The organism is Nostoc foliaceum FACHB-393, from assembly GCF_014698505.1.
Taxonomy (GTDB): domain Bacteria; phylum Cyanobacteriota; class Cyanobacteriia; order Cyanobacteriales; family Nostocaceae; genus Nostoc; species Nostoc foliaceum_A.
In genome coordinates, this window is record NZ_JACJTD010000054.1 from 1 (window position 1) to 18658 (window position 18658).

Here is an 18658-nt window from a genome sequence, read left to right on the forward strand (position 1 = left end):
AGCGGTCAAATGCTTGGATGGAAAGATGCAAAATCCTCGTCAAGAACTTTGAGAGAACTTTAGCGAATGCGACTGCCAAGGTTAATCTTTGTTTTATTCGGTTGATGGTTAAGAGGCTTGCTGCACCTTCTTAGATGTCAAATGGGTTCTATAGGACTTTCTAGACCTGTTAGTGTCCAAGTCGAAACTTTTGGCACAGGCAAAATTGCTGACGAAGAAATCACGACAGTTTTAGAAAAGTATTTTGATTTTCGTCTTGCAGGGATAATTAAACAGTTTAACTTGAGACATTTGCCTTCATTAACCAAAGGTGGCTTCTACAGGAAACTTGCTGCTTATGGTCATGTAGGCAGAATTGATATAGAGCTTCCTTGGGAAAAAGTAGATAAAGTTGATGTTTTTTGAACGGGGATTAATAGATTGTTACTAACAACCAAAATCTAATCAATTCTTCTCCTTTCACTACTGTATAATTTCAATAATTTTATTAATCACCTTTGTTAACTTTTCACGTTTTATTTGACCTGTTTGGTATAAAACAATTTGTTTATCGACAGTAAAAATTCGATTTGGTCTGAGATTACTTGGCTGATTTAAACGACCAAACTTAAAATTACTCTTATCCAGTTTAATAGCATAGATATCGCCAACAGATTGGCTAGTAATTTGGCAAAAAATCAGGTCATCCCCCTGAAGAGTAGCAATAACTAAAGCAGGTCTGCGTTTTGTTTGGGTTAAGTCCGAAAATGGAAATGGAACAATAACAATATCTCCGTTTACAAATCCTGCCATGCTGCATCTTCCTCTGGACTTAACCAATCTTTTTGCAGTGATGTTTCACTCATAATTGTGATTTCTAAGACTTTATCTTTCTGGTACTTGACTTGTAAAAACTGAACAAAATCTAAAATTTCCTGTAACAGAGGTTCAGGTAATTTGTCTAGTTCTTGTGTTATTTGTTCTTTAAGCATAATTGTCTTATTTTATGTTTCAGCAATATCTAAAATAATATTGATCATATCGGTTTTTTAATAAAAATATAAAATCAAACAAATTCTGCAACTGTAAAATTTTATATGACACCCAGTAGCGATCGCTCTCGTATTGCTAAATTAACCAAGATAAATCAAAATCAAGCCTAGCTTGCTGTGGTCAGCAATAGTATCTATTTTTACTTCGCAATACTCTTCCTATTCATACGGTGCGATGAATCTTGGCAAAATTTGTATTTTATGATAATCCAGACCGGAATTATTACTAGTTGGATTGTATAAGATACTTGTGATAATTTAAGCATTAACCACAATTAGAGGTTGAAAATGGCGAGTAGATCCAACGTCCAGATTACCATCGCCTTGCAAGAGCCTGATTTAGATGACGATGAACTGCAAGACCAAACGCAGAGACTATTGCAACAGATGCTGGAACTGGATGAAGTGGAAGATGCTAGTCTTTACCGTGAAGCAGAAGCACCGGAAGGAAGCAAGTCACTTACAGGGCTAGCTGTGGGTTGGCTAACAACGCAGGTGAATGCCAAGAATATTAAAGCACTGATGGGATTTTTAGGCGATCGCCTTGGTAACAAAATTATTGAATTAGAAATCGAGGCCAATGGTAAAAAACTGAAAGTCAAAGCCAGCAGTCGGCAAGAGTTAGAAGCAGCAATAGAGGCAGCACAGAAATTTGTAACAGGGTAGAGTATTTCAAATGGCCAAAGTAGCATTGCTGATTGGGGTGAGTGAATATGAGCCTGGGTTAAACCCGCTACCTGCTGCGGTAAAAGATGTTGAAGCGATGCAGCAAGTGCTGTTACACCCAGAAATGGGCGGCTTTGCTGAAACAGATATTATGGTGCTAAAAAATCCCCAGCGCCAAGATATGGAGGAAGCAATTGAAAGTCTGTTTGCTCATCGTCAAAAAGATGATTTGTTATTTCTCTTTTTCTCCGGTCATGGCATTAAGGATGACACTGGCAGACTGTTTTTAGCAACCCGCACCACACGCAAAACTCCCAGAGGTGATTTAATTCGCTCATCGGCAGTAGCAGCCAGTGTTGTCCATGAAAGCATGAGCCGCAGCCGTTCTAAGCGGCAAGTTGTCATTTTGGATAGTTGCTTTAGTGGTGCTTTTGCTGAAGGTTTATCAGCCAAAGATGACGGCAGTGTAAATATCCGTGAGCAATTAGGAGGAGAGGGGCGGGCTGTTCTCACTTCATCCAGTTCGACTCAATATTCCTTTGAGCAGCAGGGGTCAGACCTCTCAATTTATACTCGTTATTTGATTGAAGGAATTACAACTGGGGCGGCAGACCGAGATGATGATGGGTTTGTGTCAATTGGTGAGTTGCATGAGTATGCTAGCGGTAAAGTGAGAGAAATACAGCCAACGATGAAGCCGGAGATTCATCCTGGCAAAGAAGGTTATACAATTCGGTTAGCAAAAGTTCCGCTTGGTGATCCCAAGCAAAAGTATGGCAAAGAAGTAGCGCGGTATATCAAGCGCGGCGAAATTTCTTTTGTTGGTCGCCAGACTTTAGATGTGCTGAGAACTCGCTTAGGGTTGTCTCAGGTGGAAGCCACTGCAATTGAAGACGAGATTTTGGCGGTTGGTCGCCAGGAATTTAGAGAAAAGTTACTGCAATATGAACAGGCTATCACTAATGCATTTCAGCAACAAGTAGCTTCTCGCGAAGAGGATATCAATGAACTACGACAAAATCTTCAGCAAATTTTGGGGCTGAGGAATGAGGATACCATGCCAATAGAGGCACGGGTTAAGACAACAATTGAAGCATATAACCAAAAACTGCAATCCTATGAGCAGGCATTAGCTAAAGAAATGCAACGAGAATATCCTCTTAGTCAAGCTACTCAGGAGCGTTTGCAGAAGATGCAACAAGTATGGAAACTCACTGATAAAGATATAGCTTCACTTGAAAATCGCGTTACTGCTGAAAGAGAGACATTTAGACAAAAATTACAGCAGTATGAACAAGTATTTACTAGAGCAACACAGCAGGAATACCCCCTAAGTGAAGTTAAGCGGAATGAACTGCAACAGCACCAGCAAATCTTAGGTTTAAAAGATGAAGATATTGCCCCAATAGTAGAACGAATTACGGCTGAGATTCAAGCCTACCAACAAAAATTGCGGCAATATGAACAAGTACTGCGTCAATTAATTCAATACGAGTATCCGATTAGTGATGAAAATCGCAAAGATTTACAACGGTTTCAGCAAACATTAAATATTACTAATTTAGAAGTTAGTTTGATTGAGGAACGAGTATTTAAAAGCCGCGAAGTTCAACCAAATCAGCAGCCAGTTCAGGAACAAAAAGCTCAGACTATTCCAAATGTAAAATCTATAGCTGTACCTGAACAAGTTCCCAAATCACTAGATGCTTCTATAACTAAGCCGAAAACTTCACAGCAAATACCTTGGAAAGTTGCATCGAGTTTAGCTGGGGCAGCAATTACTGCTGGAATTGTAATCCAGTCCATCTCAAGCGAACCATCAAATTCCTCTTCTGAATCACAAGAGTCCAGCAATAATCCCTCCTTCATACCAACCAAACTAGATATCGGTGGAAATGTCAGCTTAAGCGGGGCTGGTACGTCTTTCCCAGCACCACTGTATGATACATGGTTCACGGATCTAAACAAAAAATATCCAAATCTGCAAGTTAACTATGCCTCAGTTGGTAGCGGTGCTGGAGTTGAGCAATTTATCAAAGGGACTGTAGACTTTGGTGCCAGCGATGTTGCTATGAAGGATGAAGAAATCCAGAAGGTGCCAGCAGATAAGGGCGTTATTTTACTGCCTGTAACAGCTGGTAGCATAGTGTTAGCTTACAACTTGCCCGATGTTCCAGAACTAAAGCTACGACGAGCCGTTTACGCTGATATTCTACTAGGCAAAATCAAGTTTTGGAATGATCCCCAAATTGCCAAGGCTAACCCAGGTGTAAACCTTCCTAACCAGCCAATCACAGTTGTTTATCGTTCTGATGGTAGCGGAACAACAGGTGTGTTTACCAAACACCTCAGCGCTATTAGTGCAGAGTGGAAGGCTAAAGTTGGTGAAGGCAAAACTGTCAACTGGTCTGTGGGAGTTGGTGCGAAAGGGAATGAAGGTGTTACAGCCCAAATCCAACAAACACAAGGTTCTATTGGTTATGTCGAGTACGGCTATGGCAAACAAAATAGTCTCAAGCTTGCTGCTTTAGAAAACAAAGGCGGTAAGTTTATTGTACCTAGTGAGGAGTCAGCCTCTAGAACTCTGGCATCAACATATCTACCGCCTGATCTCCGCGTCTTCATTTCTGATCCAGAAGGGGCTGATTCCTATCCTATCGTTGCTTACACCTGGATTTTGGCTTACAAGAAATATCCCGATGTGGCAAAAGCTAAGGCAGTCGAAGCTGCGATCGAATACGTCTTAACCGATGGTCAAAAGCAGGCTGCTGCACTAGGGTATGTTCCTCTACCCCAAAACGTCATTACAAAGGTGGCTGCTGCTGCCGATCAAATCAGTCCAGAGTATAAAATTAGTATAAAATAATCATTTTCTTGGTAGTAAAAATATAATTTTTGAGAAAAATAGAAAATAAAATCAATTCTGCTTCTTAGAATATCAGGTTAGTTATTATTTCAAAACCAGGAAGTAGCTAACCCACAATCGGAGTACTATCTGTATAAAGTTAATTTAACTTAATTTATAATACTTGCGATTGGCACTCCTGGCTACCTTTAAATTAGGAGTAATTATCGCTTTATAAACTCTCTTTTATAATTTATCATCAGCGTGCTAATCTATCAAGCCCTGCCCTAGAGTATTGTTACCCAAAGTTTATGTTAAATTTGTACCTTCTGAATGAGCCTCTTCAACCTATAGCAGGAGTATCACGCTCCATTAAGCGCCTACTATGAATAACTAGAAAATCAAATTGCAGTATATCTGCCTTTCAACTTATGGACTTGAAGTACAAGTGGAAGAATGGCTATCGACCAAGCCGAGATGAAGCGGCAAAAAACCCTCATTTGTTAGATGAGAGTCAATTCGATAACGAGCAAGACCGAAAGCTAGCTGAAGAATCTGCAAGGAAGCATTTGGGTATACCTGCACCAACCTTAGACGAAGATAAGCCAATACTACCTCATTAGCTTCGCCTAATGAAAAGCCTTAATAACAGCATTTCCAAAAATCTTTGCAACAAATTGGCTGTAGGGACGTACAGTTATACGTCCCTAATCATGTATCTGTAGCAGGAATTTTCTGAAAGAATATAACGCTTGGGCATTTTGTGCCTATGCACGCTCCGCACCATTATCAAGTTAGACAGAATGCAGATTTCTCAACTTTTCAACCGATTAAACAATAGGAAATTCACTAAGTTACTGACTCAAACAGTAGCTTTAGGTGTAGGTGCTGTTGTTCTCCTATCGAGTACTAATGCTGATGCTGCCGAGCAAGTTGTTTTAAAGTATGGTACTTTTCAAGGGCAAATATCTGTTCAAGAATTAACTCAGTTTACAGAAACTGGCAAGACTACCCCGACGTTAAGAGCTTATTTACAGGCGGCGCAACAAGATCCCGCATTAGCTCGTAAGGCACTGAAAGCATCGATAAAAGCCGATCCTGCCTTTTTAAATAGCTTACTGTCTAGCTGGGCTGGGCCAGTTTTGGTTGACCAAATTGGTGAGGTAGTTCACCCTCCCGCAGGACAACTAGATCAGCAGGCGCTACGAAGCGCTTTAAGTGCATCTATTAAACAAAATGGTGAAGTTACACTACTTGGAGCCATTCAAAATTATCCAAATACTTCTGTTGAACTTGAAGGAGATCGTCTCATCCCTGTTTATGAACGCCTAAGCAATCTTGCAAAACTCTTATAAAGGTTATGTGATCAGATGATTGGTTTAGTGTCTCAATTGTGGTGAATTTTAGTCGCGATCGCAATGAAGTTAATACTTATGAGTCTATCTTAGGGTTCATACTCTGTTACTTAGAAATTCCCTAATCTAAAAGTAGAGTTTAGTCTAAAAATAGGGAAAATATCTGTATGACAACCGATGTTTCTAGAGATATTAAGAAGGATGTTAATGGGTCACTGATCAGTGGTGTTCTTCTGAGTATTTTAGGGGTTATTGCGATCGCAGCGCCTAATCTCTCAACCATATTCGCCGAAACTTGGATTGCGGTGATTTTGATTTTCGCAGGATTCACAAAACTAGTTTATGCCACTCAAACCCGCCACCAAGGAGCTTTTATTTGGAAACTTCTATTGAGCGGACTCTATATAGCAACCGGCATCATGCTGTTTGTTTATCCTTTTACAGGTGTGCTCACACTAACTCTGTTGCTTGGCAGCTTTTTGCTGGCTGAAGGTACATTCGAATTAATTTTGGCATTCCGGTTACGTCCACAAGAAAACTGGACGTGGATACTAGGTGATGGGATTATTACGCTGGTCTTAGGCGCAATGATTTGGTTCCAGTGGCCCTTCAATGCGCCCTGGCTTCTTGGGACACTAGTTGGTGTCAGTATTGTTTTCACTGGCATTTCACGGGTGATGATGTCGTTTAATGCGCGTTCTACCTCGAATCCTCCTGACCAAACTGCAAATGCTATTTAGTAGATTGGGCATGGGGAGTAGGGAATAGGAAAAACAATTACCAATGCCCCATCCCAAAGTTCAATAGTCAAAGTTTACAAGAGATTGCAGCAGCGATCGCTCTGATATTGCTAAATTAACTAAGGAAATGAAAATCCATGCCAGTTAGCTGCAATCAACAATGGTATCTACTGCTACTCCCTTCTCGGATATTCAAAACCATTGGGCACGCTTATTTATTACAGCCTTAGCCCAACGTGGTATTGTCAGTGGGTTGCCGAATGGCACCTATCGCCCCGATAACTCACTCACCCGCGCTGAATTTGCCGCCATCATCGCCAAGGCATTTCCGACAGTTTCCAAGAAGCGGCAGTATGTGCCTTTTGTTGATGTACCCACTAATTATTGGGCAGCAGCCGCCATTCAAACAGCTTACGAAAAAGCATTTATTAGCGGGTTTCCTGATAAAAGTTTCCGTTCCGCTAACCGAATTACTCGCGTGGAAGTTTTAGTTTCTTTGGTAGCAGGTTTAGAAATTGCCACCAAGGTAAAACCTGACCTCCTCTCACAACTCCCACAAATTTATCAAGATTCTGTTCAGATTCCTGGGTATGGTAGAAATCAGGTAGCTATTGCCACCAGTGCTGGATTGGTGGTTAGTTCCCCAAATGTGAAATTACTCAATCCTAATCTCGCAGCCACCCGTGCAGATGTGGCAGTGATTATTTATCAAGCTTTGGTGTATTTAGGTGAGGCAGAAAAAATTGCTTCTAGTTACCTAGTGCAGCCGCCATTACCAACGCCGACACCAACACCAACGCCAACACCCATACCAATACCAACGCCGACACCCACACCTGTTGGTAGCGTTAAGGTAAATCATAGCCGGGAATTTCGGGGGGCATGGGTAGCATCCGTGTGGTATAGCAATTGGCCTTCCAAGGCGGGACTTTCTGTTGCCCAACAAAAAGCTGAACTTAGCGAAATTATTAGTAAATTACAAGCACTAAACTTCAATGCCCTCATCTTCCAGGTGCGACCGGAGGGAGACGCTTTATATGAATCTCAATTAGAGCCTTGGAGTGCTTGGATTACCGGAACTCAGGGAAAAGTACCGGAACCATTTTATGATCCTTTAGCGTTTGCGATCGCAGAATGTCATAAGCGCAACATTGAACTTCATGCTTGGTTCAACCCCTACCGCGCCAGCACTTCTACAGACCCAGCCAAAACAGTCCGTCCCCACATAGCAGCTACCAATCCAGAAAGCGTTTATTTGTGGAAAACTCAACGCTGGATGGACCCAGGACTGAAAATAGTTCAGGATAGAGCTTACAACGTAATTCTTGATGTAGTGAAGCGCTACGATGTTGATGGCATTCACTTAGATGATTATTTTTATCCATATCCCATTGAGGGACAACCTTTTCCCGATGACAAAACCTACGCTGCATATAAAGCAGCTGGTGGTACACTCAGCCTTGGCGACTGGCGACGGGATAATGTTAACAGAATGGTACAGCGCCTCTGGCAGGGAATTAAAGCAACTAAACCTGACGTTAAATTTGGTATTAGTCCCTTTGGGATTTATCGTCCCGGACAACCCACTGGTATTACTGGGTTAGATGCTTACAATGTGCTGTATGCTGACGCAAAGAAATGGTTAGAAGAAGGCTGGATTGATTATATCGCGCCTCAACTTTACTGGCGCACAGACCAACCGCAACAAAGTTATTCGGCGTTGCTACAGTGGTGGACACAGGTAAACACAAAGCAAAGACACGTTTACGCTGGTAACAATTTGACAGAACCAAGCAACAAGAGTCGCGAGAGTGATGAGATTGAAAAGCAGGTGAAAATTAGTCGTAGTCAGGCTGGACGGTTGTCACTGGGGAATATCTTTTTTAATGTCGGTGTTTTGACGGAAAATAGTCAGGGTATTGCTGATAAATTCCAAAGTCTGCTTTATAACAAACCTGCTCTACCTCCAACTTTGTCTTGGCAGGATAAAACACCGCCCCCTCCACCCATTGGACTACAAGTCAATAACCGCAAACTGAGTTGGCAGCCTGGTGATAATCAGCCAGTTCGTTCTTGGACACTTTATCGGCTAAGTGGCGATACTTGGACAATTCAGCGAATTTTGTCTGCTGGCACAACCTTCGCAACCGTTCAACAAGCGGGAACCTATGCCGTATGTGCGGTGGATAGATTAGCGAATGAAAGTGTGGGAACAGTTATTACAGTTAGTTGACAAAAGTGCGTTCTATGAGTGCGATCGCGATCGCTGCGGTGGGTAATGTGTGTGTAGGCGCAGCCGGTCGTAGACATCGCACTTAATACTGAACCAGTTAGGGCCAGTCAGCTTTTGCTGATTTCTGGCTTGTGTGCAAGTCTATTTGCATAGTTCACGCATAGTCATATTCATCCTTTTTTTGATGAAGGGCTAAGATTTCCATAGGTTTTAAGGAGCGGATTCACCTTTCGGTAGATTTAGACAGAATTATTAAAACAGTATATTTGGATGGGGTAACACATAATTTGCCACAAAACCTCATGCCAAATCAGTAATTTCTATATCAACAGATGAAATTTTGATTTAATTCTAGTTAATTTGTTCCTTAAGTTCCTCACAAGCCATGACATCCCCTGAGCCTCAAACTGATTTTGGAGACAAAGCTCCACAAACCTCATTTGAGCCACCTTCTGGAAAACGGCGGTGGCTTTGGTTGTTTTTAGCAGCACTACTATTGTTAGGGGGCGGAGCAACTCTAGTTTGGCGCTTGCTCACTCCGCAAAATTCAGCACCTTCAACTGCTAATACTCAACCTCAAGGGGTAAGAGTCAAAATATCGACAGTACAAAGCGGCATAATTGAGGAAAGTTCAGATTTTATTGCTAGCCTAAAGTCCCAGCGCTCAGTCACGCTCCAGCCGAGGATTCAGGGCCAAATTACTCAGATATTTGTGAAATCGGGAGATCCAGTCGCCGAAGGAGCAGCAATTCTCCAAGTAGATCCTACGCGACAAACAGGTGCTAGTGGAAGCAATGCTGTGCCTCCAGCATTTTTAATGCAACTGGCAAATGCCCGCGCTACACTCAAATCTCTGGAAGCAGAACGATCATCCTATGTTGCAAATGTGCAATTGTATCAGCAGAATTATGAAAAGTTTGTCACTCTAGCTGAACAAGGAGCCGTATCTCGACAAACTAGCAATCAGTTCGCTGATAGGCTCGCCAATGCTAAGACTAGTCTTGATGCAATTGATTCCAGGATTCAAGCACAACGAGCCAACATATTGCAGGCTGAAAAAACCTTACAGCAAGCTAATGTAAATATTCAAACACAACAGCCCCAGTCCGACAAAATTACTGCTCCCTTTAGTGGCACAGTTGGCAACATCGCTCTGAAAGTCGGTGATTTAGTTAATACATCCACACAATTAGTTAATATTACGCAAAATCGACCTTTAGAAGTGAATATCTCTGTGCCATTACAGCAAGGGCCGCAATTGCGTAAGGGAATGCCAGTGGAGGTTATGAACACACAAGGTCAAAAGCTAGGTAGAAGTAGGGTCTTTTTCATTGCGCCTAGCGCCAGTAATGAAACACAAGGGATACTGATCAAAGCACTTTTTGATAACCCTAATGGGCAGCTACGTGCAGATCAATTGGTAAGGGCTAGAGTGTTCTGGAATCAGCGTCCCGGAATTTTAATCCCCACAACAGCCATGACTCGTGTAGGTGGGGACACTTTTGTTTATGTAGTTGAAACAGAAACGTCTCCCCAAGGTGGATCTCAACAAGTAGCTCGGCAAAAGCGAGTGAAGCTAGGCGAGATCAAAGACAATAATTACCAAGTTATTGACGGATTACAGCCAGAAGATAAAGTTATTATTTCAGGGTTACTCAATCTCAGAGATGGTGTTGCGATCGTTCCAGAAAGTTAATTAAGGGGAATGGGGAACAGGGACGCAGGGAAGAAATAACTAATTACTAATGACAGCGATCGCTAAATTTAACCTTGGTGCAGTACTTTAACAGCAGATAATCACTTTGGCAAAATAAAACCAGATTAATCTATGGCATCAATAGCCGGGAAAGTTGCAATTATTACTGGTGCATCGCGGGGAATTGGACGAGCTGTTGCACTCAAGTTAGCTAAAGAATTGGGTGCAAAAGCGATCGCAGTTAATGTTATTTCTCCTGGCCCCACCGATACAGAACTGTTTTGAGAAGGCAAAACACAAGAACAGATAGACCGTTTAGCCCAAATGGCTGCCTTTGGCAAACTTGGAGATGTGCAAGAAATCGCCGACATAGTAGCATTTCTTGGTAGCGACGAAGCCAGGTGGATCACCGGGCAAAACATCCGCGTAAACGGTGGAATCGCGTGAGGCGATTAAAGCTTTCCTCATAAAAGCGATATTCCCCGTTTCAAAACCTCAGCCGATAATGTGCAACGCCGTTAATCTACCAATAGAAATTTCAGCCATGAATTCCAATATCAATCTTTTCACCCCAGTTCAGCTTGGCCCTTACACCTTACCAAACCGGATCGTAATGGCACCGATGACGCGTTTACGGGCAATTGCAAGCATCCCAAACTCGCTCATGGCAACTTACTACGCGCAACGCGCTAGTGCTGGGCTGGTCGTTACCGAATGTACAATGGTTTCACCTTTAAGTTTAGGATACATCAACTGCCCAGGTATTTACTCAGAAGAACAAGTGGCAGGATGGCAGTTGACAACTAATGCAGTACATGAACAAGGGGGCAGAATTTTTTTGCAACTTTGGCATTCTGGGAGAGTTTCTCACTCGGCTTTAATTGGTGGAGAATTGCCAGTTGCTCCTAGTGCGATCGCAGGAGTTGGCTCACTCCATACACCCATAGGTAAAGTATCATTGGAAACTCCCCGTGCTTTAGAAACCCAAGAAATTTCTGAGATTGTCGAGCAATTTGGCAAAGGCGCAGAAAATGCCCTGGCGGCTGGATTTGATGGGATTGAACTTCATGGTGCATTTGGCTATTTAATCGACCAATTCCTCCAAGATAGCTCGAACCAGCGCACAGATGAGTATGGCGGTTCCATAGAAAAGCGTAGCCGATTCCTCTTAGAAGTTGTGGAAGCAGTCGCTAGCGTTTGGGGTGCCAACCGTGTTGGTATCAAGCTTTCACCAAGTAACACTTTCTACGGAATGCATGACTCCAACCCTCAAGAAACTTTTAGTTATGTCATCAAAGCTCTTAATCCCTTTGGACTTGCCTATCTTCACCTGATGGAACCGAACGAAGTCGATTTAGCAACCCGCGAAGTCATGAACCCTGTTACACCTTACTTTCGCCAAATATTCCAAGGTACTTTGATTACCAATGGTGGCTACGATCGCCCAACAGGAGATAGTATTCTTGCCAGCAGCAACGCAGATTTAGTTTCTTTTGGCAAGTTATTTCTTGCTAATCCTGACTTACCAAAACGCTTAGAACTGAACGCACATTTGAACACCCCAGAGCCAAAGACATTTTATGCACCTGACGCAACAGGATATACCGATTACCCATTTTTAGAACTTCAGACCACTTGAAAGAATCACAATTACAGCAAAATTCAGAATTCAGGAGTAAAACACGCTTTATATCTGGGTAATAGACTTAGCTTGTGTACCTCACAAACTTTAAATTTGCTGTATCTCTAAATCAAAAGTAGAATTTGTCATCTGTAAAACTTTTCGGTTTTATAATTGTCCAAGAGCAGCTAACAAAACGGATTGCTAAATATGAGCTGAAAAAGTTTGTATAAATCATTTATAACTTATACAAATAACGGCTCGTGTATCCGGTTGTAAAGTCTGTATTCTCACGCTAAATATCACTTTGCAGGCATCCAAAAATTATGGATTTATCCAACTTTACTACACTTCAAAACTTAGAAGCTGCTTTCGGTGGTGAATCGATGGCAAATCGCAAGTATCTGTTTTTTGCTGACGTGGCGCGTCAACTTGGGTTTACAGACTTGGCGAAACTCTTTAAAGAAACAGCAGATCAAGAAACCGAACACGCTTTTGCACATTTTAAGTTGCTGCATCCAGAACTGGTGGTAGAAGATTCAGCTGCTTTAACTGATGAACAAAAGCGGGAAATTATATCTCGCTGCTTATCTTTAGCAATTGAAGGGGAGACTTACGAATATACCACAATGTATCCAGAATTTGCCGCAGATGCTCAACGCGATCGCGACAATCCTGCGGCTGAAGAATTTCTTAAACAAGTTAAAGAATCTACCGATCATGCCAACACATTTCGGGAAGCTGCACACCGTTTTGGCTTGTTAAAATTCATCGAAAATTACCACGCAGATCGCTACGCTGAAGCCTTAGAAGTATTAAATGGAGGACAAACAGCAACCAGAGTTGCAGGTGAAGATCCTAAAACTCGGAAATGGATTTGTAGACAATGCAGCATGATTTACGATCCAGTCGCTGGCGATCCTGATTCGGGAATTGCACCGGGTACACCTTTTGAAGAAATTCCCGATGACTGGGAATGTCCAATTTGCGGTGCTAGCAAAAAAACCTTTAAACCATTTGAGGAAAAAGTTGCAGCTTAAGACGACAATCAAGTAGGCACTCTTTTTTAGTACATCAACGCGAAGCGTCTTCAGAGATGCTTCGCGTTTTTGATTATTTATACACAAGGTAGGATCATGAATTCACCAGAAGATAACAGTCAATTTGAACGACAGAAGCCAATTTATCTAGAGTTAAATTTCCAGATTATTTGTGCAGTTGCATTGATTGCTGTTATCGGAGTTTCTAGCGTGACTCCGGCTTTTCCCAAGTTAGCCAAAGACTTAAATATCAATCCTAAAAATTTGGGTTTATTGATTACAGCATTTACATTACCATCTTTGATTTTAGGGCCAATTATTGGTATTTTTGCCGATAGATGGGGTAGAAAGAGAATTATCGTTCCTTCACTGTTTTTATTTGGCATAGCTGGTACAGCTTGCGCCTTTGCCCGCGATTTTAATTTATTGCTATGGTTGCGTTTGCTGCAAGGAATTGGTGCTGCTTCTTTGCTTTCTCTGAGTATCACCTTAATCGGCGATTTATACACAGGTGACAGACGGATTACGGCAATGGGTTACAATGCAAGTATCAGCAGCGTCGGCACATCAAGTTATCCAATAATCGGTGGCGCATTAGCAACAATGGGCTGGTATTATCCCTTCATGCTGCCCATATTAGCGATTCCTCTAGGGTTACTGGTGTTGTTTGCACTCAAGAATCCAGAACCAAAAGGCAATCGCAATCTCAAAGAGTATTTAAGCAATGCAGTAAAAGTTCTCAAAAATCGTCAGCTATTTGGACTTTTTATTGCCAGTGCGGCTAACTTTGTTTTCCTGTATGGCGCTTACGTTACCTATTTACCACAGCTCATGAACGATACCTTCAAAGCGCCGCCCACCATTATTGGATTGCTACTTTCTAGTGTTTCCGTGGCAATTACTATCACATCTTCCCAGTTAGGCAGATTGGCTAGAAGATTTCCTGCCACAAATTTGATTAGTGCATCTTATATTTTTTATGCTTTAGCTATGTTAATTATTCCCTTTGTGCAAAATATCTGGTTACTATTAATCCCCAGCACAATTTTTGGTATTGGGCTTGGTATGGGTTTTCCTAGTATCCAAACACTTTTAGCAGATTTAGCACCAAGAGAATATTTAGCGACGATTATATCGGTAAACGGGACATTCTTTGGGTTAGGGCAAACATTAGGGCCGTTGTTGATGGGCTATGCGTTTGGTTTTGGCGGAATTAGTAGCGTGTTTTATGCGGCGACTGGTTTTGCGATTCTGATATTTTTTGTGTTTAGGTATTGCACTTGTGTAAAAGGAGTTTAACCATTTCCTCCTAAAATTCGCTCATTAGATTATGGCGGTTCTCATTTGCATAACAATACAAAAAACTTTATCCCATCCTATTTTATATTTCTGTGTGATTGGGCGAGGTTTTTAGATAAGGCAAGTTACAAGAAAGGGGAAGTTTGTTTTTGCTAGTCGAAACAATGGCATTGTTAGTCGATACAATGGCATTGTTAGTCGATACAATCGCATTGTTAGTCGATACAATCGCATTGTCAGTCGATACAATCGCATTGTTAGTCGATACAATCGCATTGTTAGTCGATACAATCACATTGTTAGTCGATACAATCGCATTGTCAGTCGATACAATCGCATATTGAACAAATATGTTCAGGAAGTGAGAGTATTTTCAATGCGACGGTCGGGGATGAGCCACATAACTGCAACCAGAACGTATAGAAGCGATCGCAAAATATTTAATTCTCACTCGTCAATTTCTGGCGCAATCCCCGAATAGCAGCGCTAGTATTACGCTCATAGGCAATTTTTAAACACTCTGTGACTACCTCTGACACATTTATGTTGGGAAAATAACGGCTACTGGTTTCAACAGTGTAGTGATCGCCTGCAACCTGTAAATCACAAGCTGAATATTTAAATATCAACTGCTGCGGCTGAAAAATACAGCAGCGACAATAATTAAACCTAAAAGTACTAGAGGAACCCAGAGATTAGGGATATCTGACAAACTCATATTTAATTACGAATTACGAATTATCTTAAGCCGATGCCTCCTTTAGCGAATTCTTCAACAGTTTTCTGTGAGAATTCGTGAGTTGCGATCGCTTGCAACATTGCCAATGGTAAAGTCAAATGATCCGCCCCGGCTTGCAATGAGGCGGCTGCTTCTTCGGGAGATTTGATACTAGCTGCCAAAATTTGCGTATCACTGCCTTTGAGGACGCTAGCCATATCTCGCACTAAGGCAATACCGTCACCTAACAACCGCGTAGCGCGATTTACATAAGCTATAGCGATTTTAGCTCCTGCTTCCCGTGCTACTGCTGCCTGTGCTGCACTGTAAATTGCTGTCACCGAACAGGTAATTTCTGGTGATAGACTCGCCACCACTTCAAAACCCAACGGTGTTGCGGGAATCTTTAAAATCGTTTGTGAACCAATAATCTCGAAAGCTTTTCTACCTTCAGCTAGCATTCCGGCTTTATCAGATGCCACAAGTTGATAGTATAACGGGCCAGAAGTCAAGGCAAGCAATTTTTTGAGCGTGGTTTCTGGTGGCGTATCGCTTTGAGCCAACAGCGTAGGATTTGTGGTAATGCCTTTCACCCATCCCCAAAGCTTAACAACTTCAGCTTCAGATGCGATCGCTGAGTCTAGATAAATTGCCATAATTTGTCCCCGATCAATTCTCAGATATTAATTTATAACAGCCGCACACAGATATTTTGACATTCCTTTCAGAGGATAATTTCTTTGATAGCGGTTATTGTTTGGATGTGATACCCAATAGAGGCACAGAACTGTGCGCCCCTACTGTATTCCGCCAAATTGAAAACAGTTATACATAACAGCCTACACGGAGAAATTAATATGACATCTCCAGAAACGGTTATATGGCTACAAGAACGCACCAGTTTAGGAATTCTCTCGCCTGGGGTGTTAAATGCGATCGCACAAGTAATTGAAGAACAAGTAGTGAGTGCCGAAACTGACTTAGTTAGCGAAGGCACTCCTCCAGAAGCACTTTATATTCTTGTACAAGGTCAACTCGAAAGCAATAGCACCAATCAAACCAACCCAGCCTTAGCTTGTGGATTCCTCCCCGGTGCAGTGATTGAACTCAAAGAATTGCTGTTGGATGAATTAACTCCATTCACAATTACTACGGTAACAGAATGTCATTTGTGGGTTGTGCCTGCTGCTAAATTTCGTGAATTAGCCACCCAATACCCAGAAATTGCTCAGGCTTTTTCGCGTCAATTGGCTCAAGAATTAGCTCAGGCTACATCTGCACTTGGCTATGAACAAGAACGTTCCGTAGCTTTGCGACCATATTTAGTTACCAAAGCGCAACGCGGAATTGTTGGTACAAGTCGCTATGCTGTGAGGCTGCGCGAGCAAATTCGAGAAGCGGCGGCTGACCGAAAATCAGTGGATATTTTTGGAGAACCAGGGTTAGAAAAAGACAATATAGCAGCTCTCATCCACTTTGGTTCTCCAAAACGACGAGAACCAATTATTAAAGTAAATTGCGGTATTCTGCAAACGAGCGGTGCAGATTTATTCGGTCGTGCTGGCGGTAAACCAGGACTGTTGGAATGGCTGGGAGAAGGTACTTTAGTTCTCAATAATATCCAAGAATTGCCACAAGAATTATTACCTTCCGTGACACAGTTGCTCAAAACTGGCACATATACCCCCGTCACTCGTCCAGGAGAACCAGTACCTGAACCTCGTCTTAGTAAAGCCAGAATTTTGATTGTTTCCGAAAAAACCCAGCCGACAATTGAACGCTGTATTGGTCACATTATTAAAGTACCACCGCTACGGGTGCGGAAAGCTGATATTCAGGCACAGGTAGAATATTACACTAGTCTCTACATTCGATCTAGAGGCGTTCCGAAACCGCATATTACCCCAGAAGCTTTACGTCGCCTCCAGTCTTATGATTTTCCTGGGAACCTCAAAGAATTGAAAAATCTGGTTGAAAGAGCGATCGTGCAAGCGGAGGGTGCTAATGAATTAACAGAAGAAATTTTCTGGCCAGCCGAAGCGAAGAAAAAACGATTTCGGGTGAATCTGTTAAATGCCTATCCTCGTTTGCGGCGGTTTTTACGGAGTCCTTGGTGGCCCGATCGCATTAACTATGGTTTTACTGCAACGGCTTTTGCGATTATAGTTGCGGTGTTATTTATTGGGCCACAAACTCGTGATCGCAATTTCGTATTAAATCTATTTTGGGCTTGGTGGTGGCCTTTCTTCCTATTTCTCTTTCCCTTTTTGGGACGTATCTGGTGTTCTGTTTGTCCCTTCATGATTTACGGCGAAATTACCCAAAAGTTATCTCTCTGGCTATGGCCTCGACAACTCAAGCGCTGGCCGAGACAGCAAGCTGAGAAATGGGGCGGATGGTTCATGTTTGGTTTGTTCTCCCTAATTTTCTTATGGGAAGAACTCTGGCATTTAGAAAATACCGCCTACCTCAGCGCTTGTTTGTTACTGTTAATTACTGCTGGGGCAATGATTTTCTCTGCCATTTTTGAGCGGCGGTTTTGGTGTCGTTATCTCTGTCCCATCGGCGGGATGAATGGTTTATTTGCCAAACTCTCAATGACGGAACTCCGCGCACAACAAGGTATTTGTTCTGCCAGTTGCACCACGTATCAGTGCTATAAAGGTGGGCCACAAAAGGGCGAAGGGATGGAAACGAATGGATGTCCTTTATACTCCCACCCAGCGCAGTTAGAAGATAACCGAGATTGTGTTTTATGTATGACTTGCCTCAAAGCCTGTCCTCATCGTTCCGTCGAATTCAACTTGCGTCCCCCTGGTATTGAACTGTGGACAACTCATGTACCCCGCAGCTATGAAGTAGCATTATTGTTTTTGCTGTTGGGTGGGATATATCTGCATCGCTTGCCAGAATTGCAATCTTGGTTGGGGTTACAACTGGATTTAACTCAGTTTTGGCAGCACTTGGGATTATCCCTGCTAGTGTTAATTATCCCAGCGATTTTTACCTTTGGGGCTTATGGCTTGCTCCAAGTGTTCAACTTTAACCGTAAGTCGCGATCATTTGTAGAACTTGCCTATGGCTACCTACCATTAGTTTTGGGGGGAAACTTGGCTCACTACCTGCGTTTGGGCTTAGGCGAAGGCGGGCGGATTTTACCAGTTACCTTTGCTACTCTTGGTCTGAGTGGAGAACAATTACCAATATTGGTTGCTCACCCAGCGGTGATTGCCTTTTTGCAAGGTGCAACGATAATTTTATCAGTGTTGCTGACTATATTATTAACGCAAAAGATTGCAAAGCAACCAGTGCGATCGCTCCTTTGGCAACACCTAGCAGCTATTGGGTTGGGAGTTAGTATGTGGGCAATTATTGTATTTTAAGCTTCACATTTTCTACCAGGCGGTTTCTAAT

General features: G+C 42.3%; 18 protein-coding genes and 2 pseudogenes. 14 read left to right on the top strand and 6 right to left on the bottom strand.

The genetic code is table 11. The features are described 5' to 3' along the window. Positions 1-147 precede the first annotated feature (147 nt). A pseudogene (locus H6G92_RS29540) lies at positions 148-405 on the top strand (methionine adenosyltransferase domain-containing protein); the annotation flags it as partial. 57 nt (positions 406-462) lie between these two features. Here the strand turns inward: H6G92_RS29540 and H6G92_RS29545 are convergent. Then, positions 463-792 (bottom strand): type II toxin-antitoxin system PemK/MazF family toxin, encoded by a 330-nt coding sequence (locus H6G92_RS29545; RefSeq protein ID WP_190899137.1) that lies wholly within the window; start codon positions 790-792, stop codon positions 463-465. Next, a complete protein-coding gene (locus H6G92_RS29550; RefSeq protein WP_199345030.1) occupies positions 777-971 on the bottom strand; it encodes a DUF2281 domain-containing protein in 195 nt (64 codons plus the stop codon). The genes H6G92_RS29545 and H6G92_RS29550 overlap by 16 nt, the downstream gene beginning before the upstream one ends. Before the next feature lie 348 nt (positions 972-1319). Between H6G92_RS29550 and H6G92_RS29555 the strand changes: the two genes are divergently transcribed. From H6G92_RS29555 to H6G92_RS29585, 8 genes and pseudogenes are all read left to right on the top strand, one after another. Then, on the top strand, positions 1320-1697 hold the full coding sequence (locus H6G92_RS29555) for a hypothetical protein (protein ID WP_190899139.1): 378 nt from the start codon (positions 1320-1322) through the stop codon (positions 1695-1697). Positions 1698-1707: 10 nt separating this feature from the next. Then, a pseudogene (locus H6G92_RS39765) lies at positions 1708-2361 on the top strand (caspase family protein); the annotation flags it as partial. Between the two features lie 1074 nt (positions 2362-3435). After that, positions 3436-4563 carry a phosphate ABC transporter substrate-binding protein PstS gene (pstS, locus tag H6G92_RS38935; protein ID WP_390625484.1) on the top strand — a complete coding sequence of 376 codons (1128 nt, stop codon included), beginning with the start codon at positions 3436-3438 and terminating at the stop codon, positions 4561-4563. Between the two features lie 410 nt (positions 4564-4973). Continuing rightward, positions 4974-5165: a bromodomain-containing protein gene (locus H6G92_RS29565; protein ID WP_109009738.1), complete on the top strand. Its 192-nt coding sequence runs from the start codon at positions 4974-4976 to the stop codon at positions 5163-5165. A gap of 180 nt (positions 5166-5345) precedes the next feature. Then, entirely contained in the window at positions 5346-5897 is a 552-nt protein-coding gene (locus H6G92_RS29570; RefSeq protein WP_190899143.1) for an alpha/beta hydrolase, read from the top strand. A 167-nt stretch (positions 5898-6064) separates the two neighbouring features. Then, positions 6065-6637, top strand: a complete 573-nt coding sequence (locus H6G92_RS29575) for an HdeD family acid-resistance protein (protein WP_190899146.1) — start codon at positions 6065-6067, stop codon at positions 6635-6637. Positions 6638-6797: 160 nt separating this feature from the next. Beyond that, positions 6798-8870, top strand: a complete 2073-nt coding sequence (locus tag H6G92_RS29580; protein ID WP_190899148.1) for a glycoside hydrolase family 10 protein — start codon at positions 6798-6800, stop codon at positions 8868-8870. A gap of 385 nt (positions 8871-9255) precedes the next feature. Then, positions 9256-10566: an efflux RND transporter periplasmic adaptor subunit gene (locus H6G92_RS29585; RefSeq protein WP_190899150.1), complete on the top strand. Its 1311-nt coding sequence runs from the start codon at positions 9256-9258 to the stop codon at positions 10564-10566. A gap of 125 nt (positions 10567-10691) precedes the next feature. On the opposite strand, the gene H6G92_RS39770 is transcribed toward H6G92_RS29585, so the two are convergent. After that, positions 10692-10937: a hypothetical protein gene (locus tag H6G92_RS39770; RefSeq protein WP_242059358.1), complete on the bottom strand. Its 246-nt coding sequence runs from the start codon at positions 10935-10937 to the stop codon at positions 10692-10694. Between H6G92_RS39770 and H6G92_RS39775 the strand changes: the two genes are divergently transcribed. The 4 genes from H6G92_RS39775 to H6G92_RS29605 all read left to right on the top strand — a co-directional run bounded on the left by H6G92_RS39775 (position 10891) and on the right by H6G92_RS29605 (position 14526). Beyond that, positions 10891-11013 (top strand): SDR family oxidoreductase, encoded by a 123-nt coding sequence (locus H6G92_RS39775; protein ID WP_242059357.1) that lies wholly within the window; start codon positions 10891-10893, stop codon positions 11011-11013. The genes H6G92_RS39770 and H6G92_RS39775 overlap by 47 nt on opposite strands. Positions 11014-11110: 97 nt before the next feature. Further along, a complete protein-coding gene (locus H6G92_RS29595; protein WP_190899152.1) occupies positions 11111-12205 on the top strand; it encodes an alkene reductase in 1095 nt (364 codons plus the stop codon). Between the two features lie 308 nt (positions 12206-12513). Then, positions 12514-13227 (top strand): rubrerythrin family protein, encoded by a 714-nt coding sequence (locus H6G92_RS29600; protein WP_190899155.1) that lies wholly within the window; start codon positions 12514-12516, stop codon positions 13225-13227. 96 nt (positions 13228-13323) lie between these two features. Further along, entirely contained in the window at positions 13324-14526 is a 1203-nt protein-coding gene (locus H6G92_RS29605; RefSeq protein WP_190899157.1) for an MFS transporter, read from the top strand. Between the two features lie 82 nt (positions 14527-14608). On the opposite strand, the gene H6G92_RS41255 is transcribed toward H6G92_RS29605, so the two are convergent. The 3 genes from H6G92_RS41255 to H6G92_RS29620 all read right to left on the bottom strand — a co-directional run bounded on the left by H6G92_RS41255 (position 14609) and on the right by H6G92_RS29620 (position 15900). After that, on the bottom strand, positions 14609-14821 hold the full coding sequence (locus H6G92_RS41255) for a hypothetical protein (protein WP_390625483.1): 213 nt from the start codon (positions 14819-14821) through the stop codon (positions 14609-14611). 145 nt (positions 14822-14966) lie between these two features. Beyond that, a complete protein-coding gene (locus H6G92_RS29615; protein WP_190899161.1) occupies positions 14967-15155 on the bottom strand; it encodes a hypothetical protein in 189 nt (62 codons plus the stop codon). 109 nt (positions 15156-15264) lie between these two features. Beyond that, positions 15265-15900 (bottom strand): transaldolase family protein, encoded by a 636-nt coding sequence (locus H6G92_RS29620; protein WP_190899163.1) that lies wholly within the window; start codon positions 15898-15900, stop codon positions 15265-15267. A gap of 201 nt (positions 15901-16101) precedes the next feature. Between H6G92_RS29620 and H6G92_RS29625 the strand changes: the two genes are divergently transcribed. Next, positions 16102-18627: a sigma 54-interacting transcriptional regulator gene (locus tag H6G92_RS29625; RefSeq protein ID WP_190899165.1), complete on the top strand. Its 2526-nt coding sequence runs from the start codon at positions 16102-16104 to the stop codon at positions 18625-18627. The last annotated feature ends 31 nt before the right edge of the window (positions 18628-18658 follow it).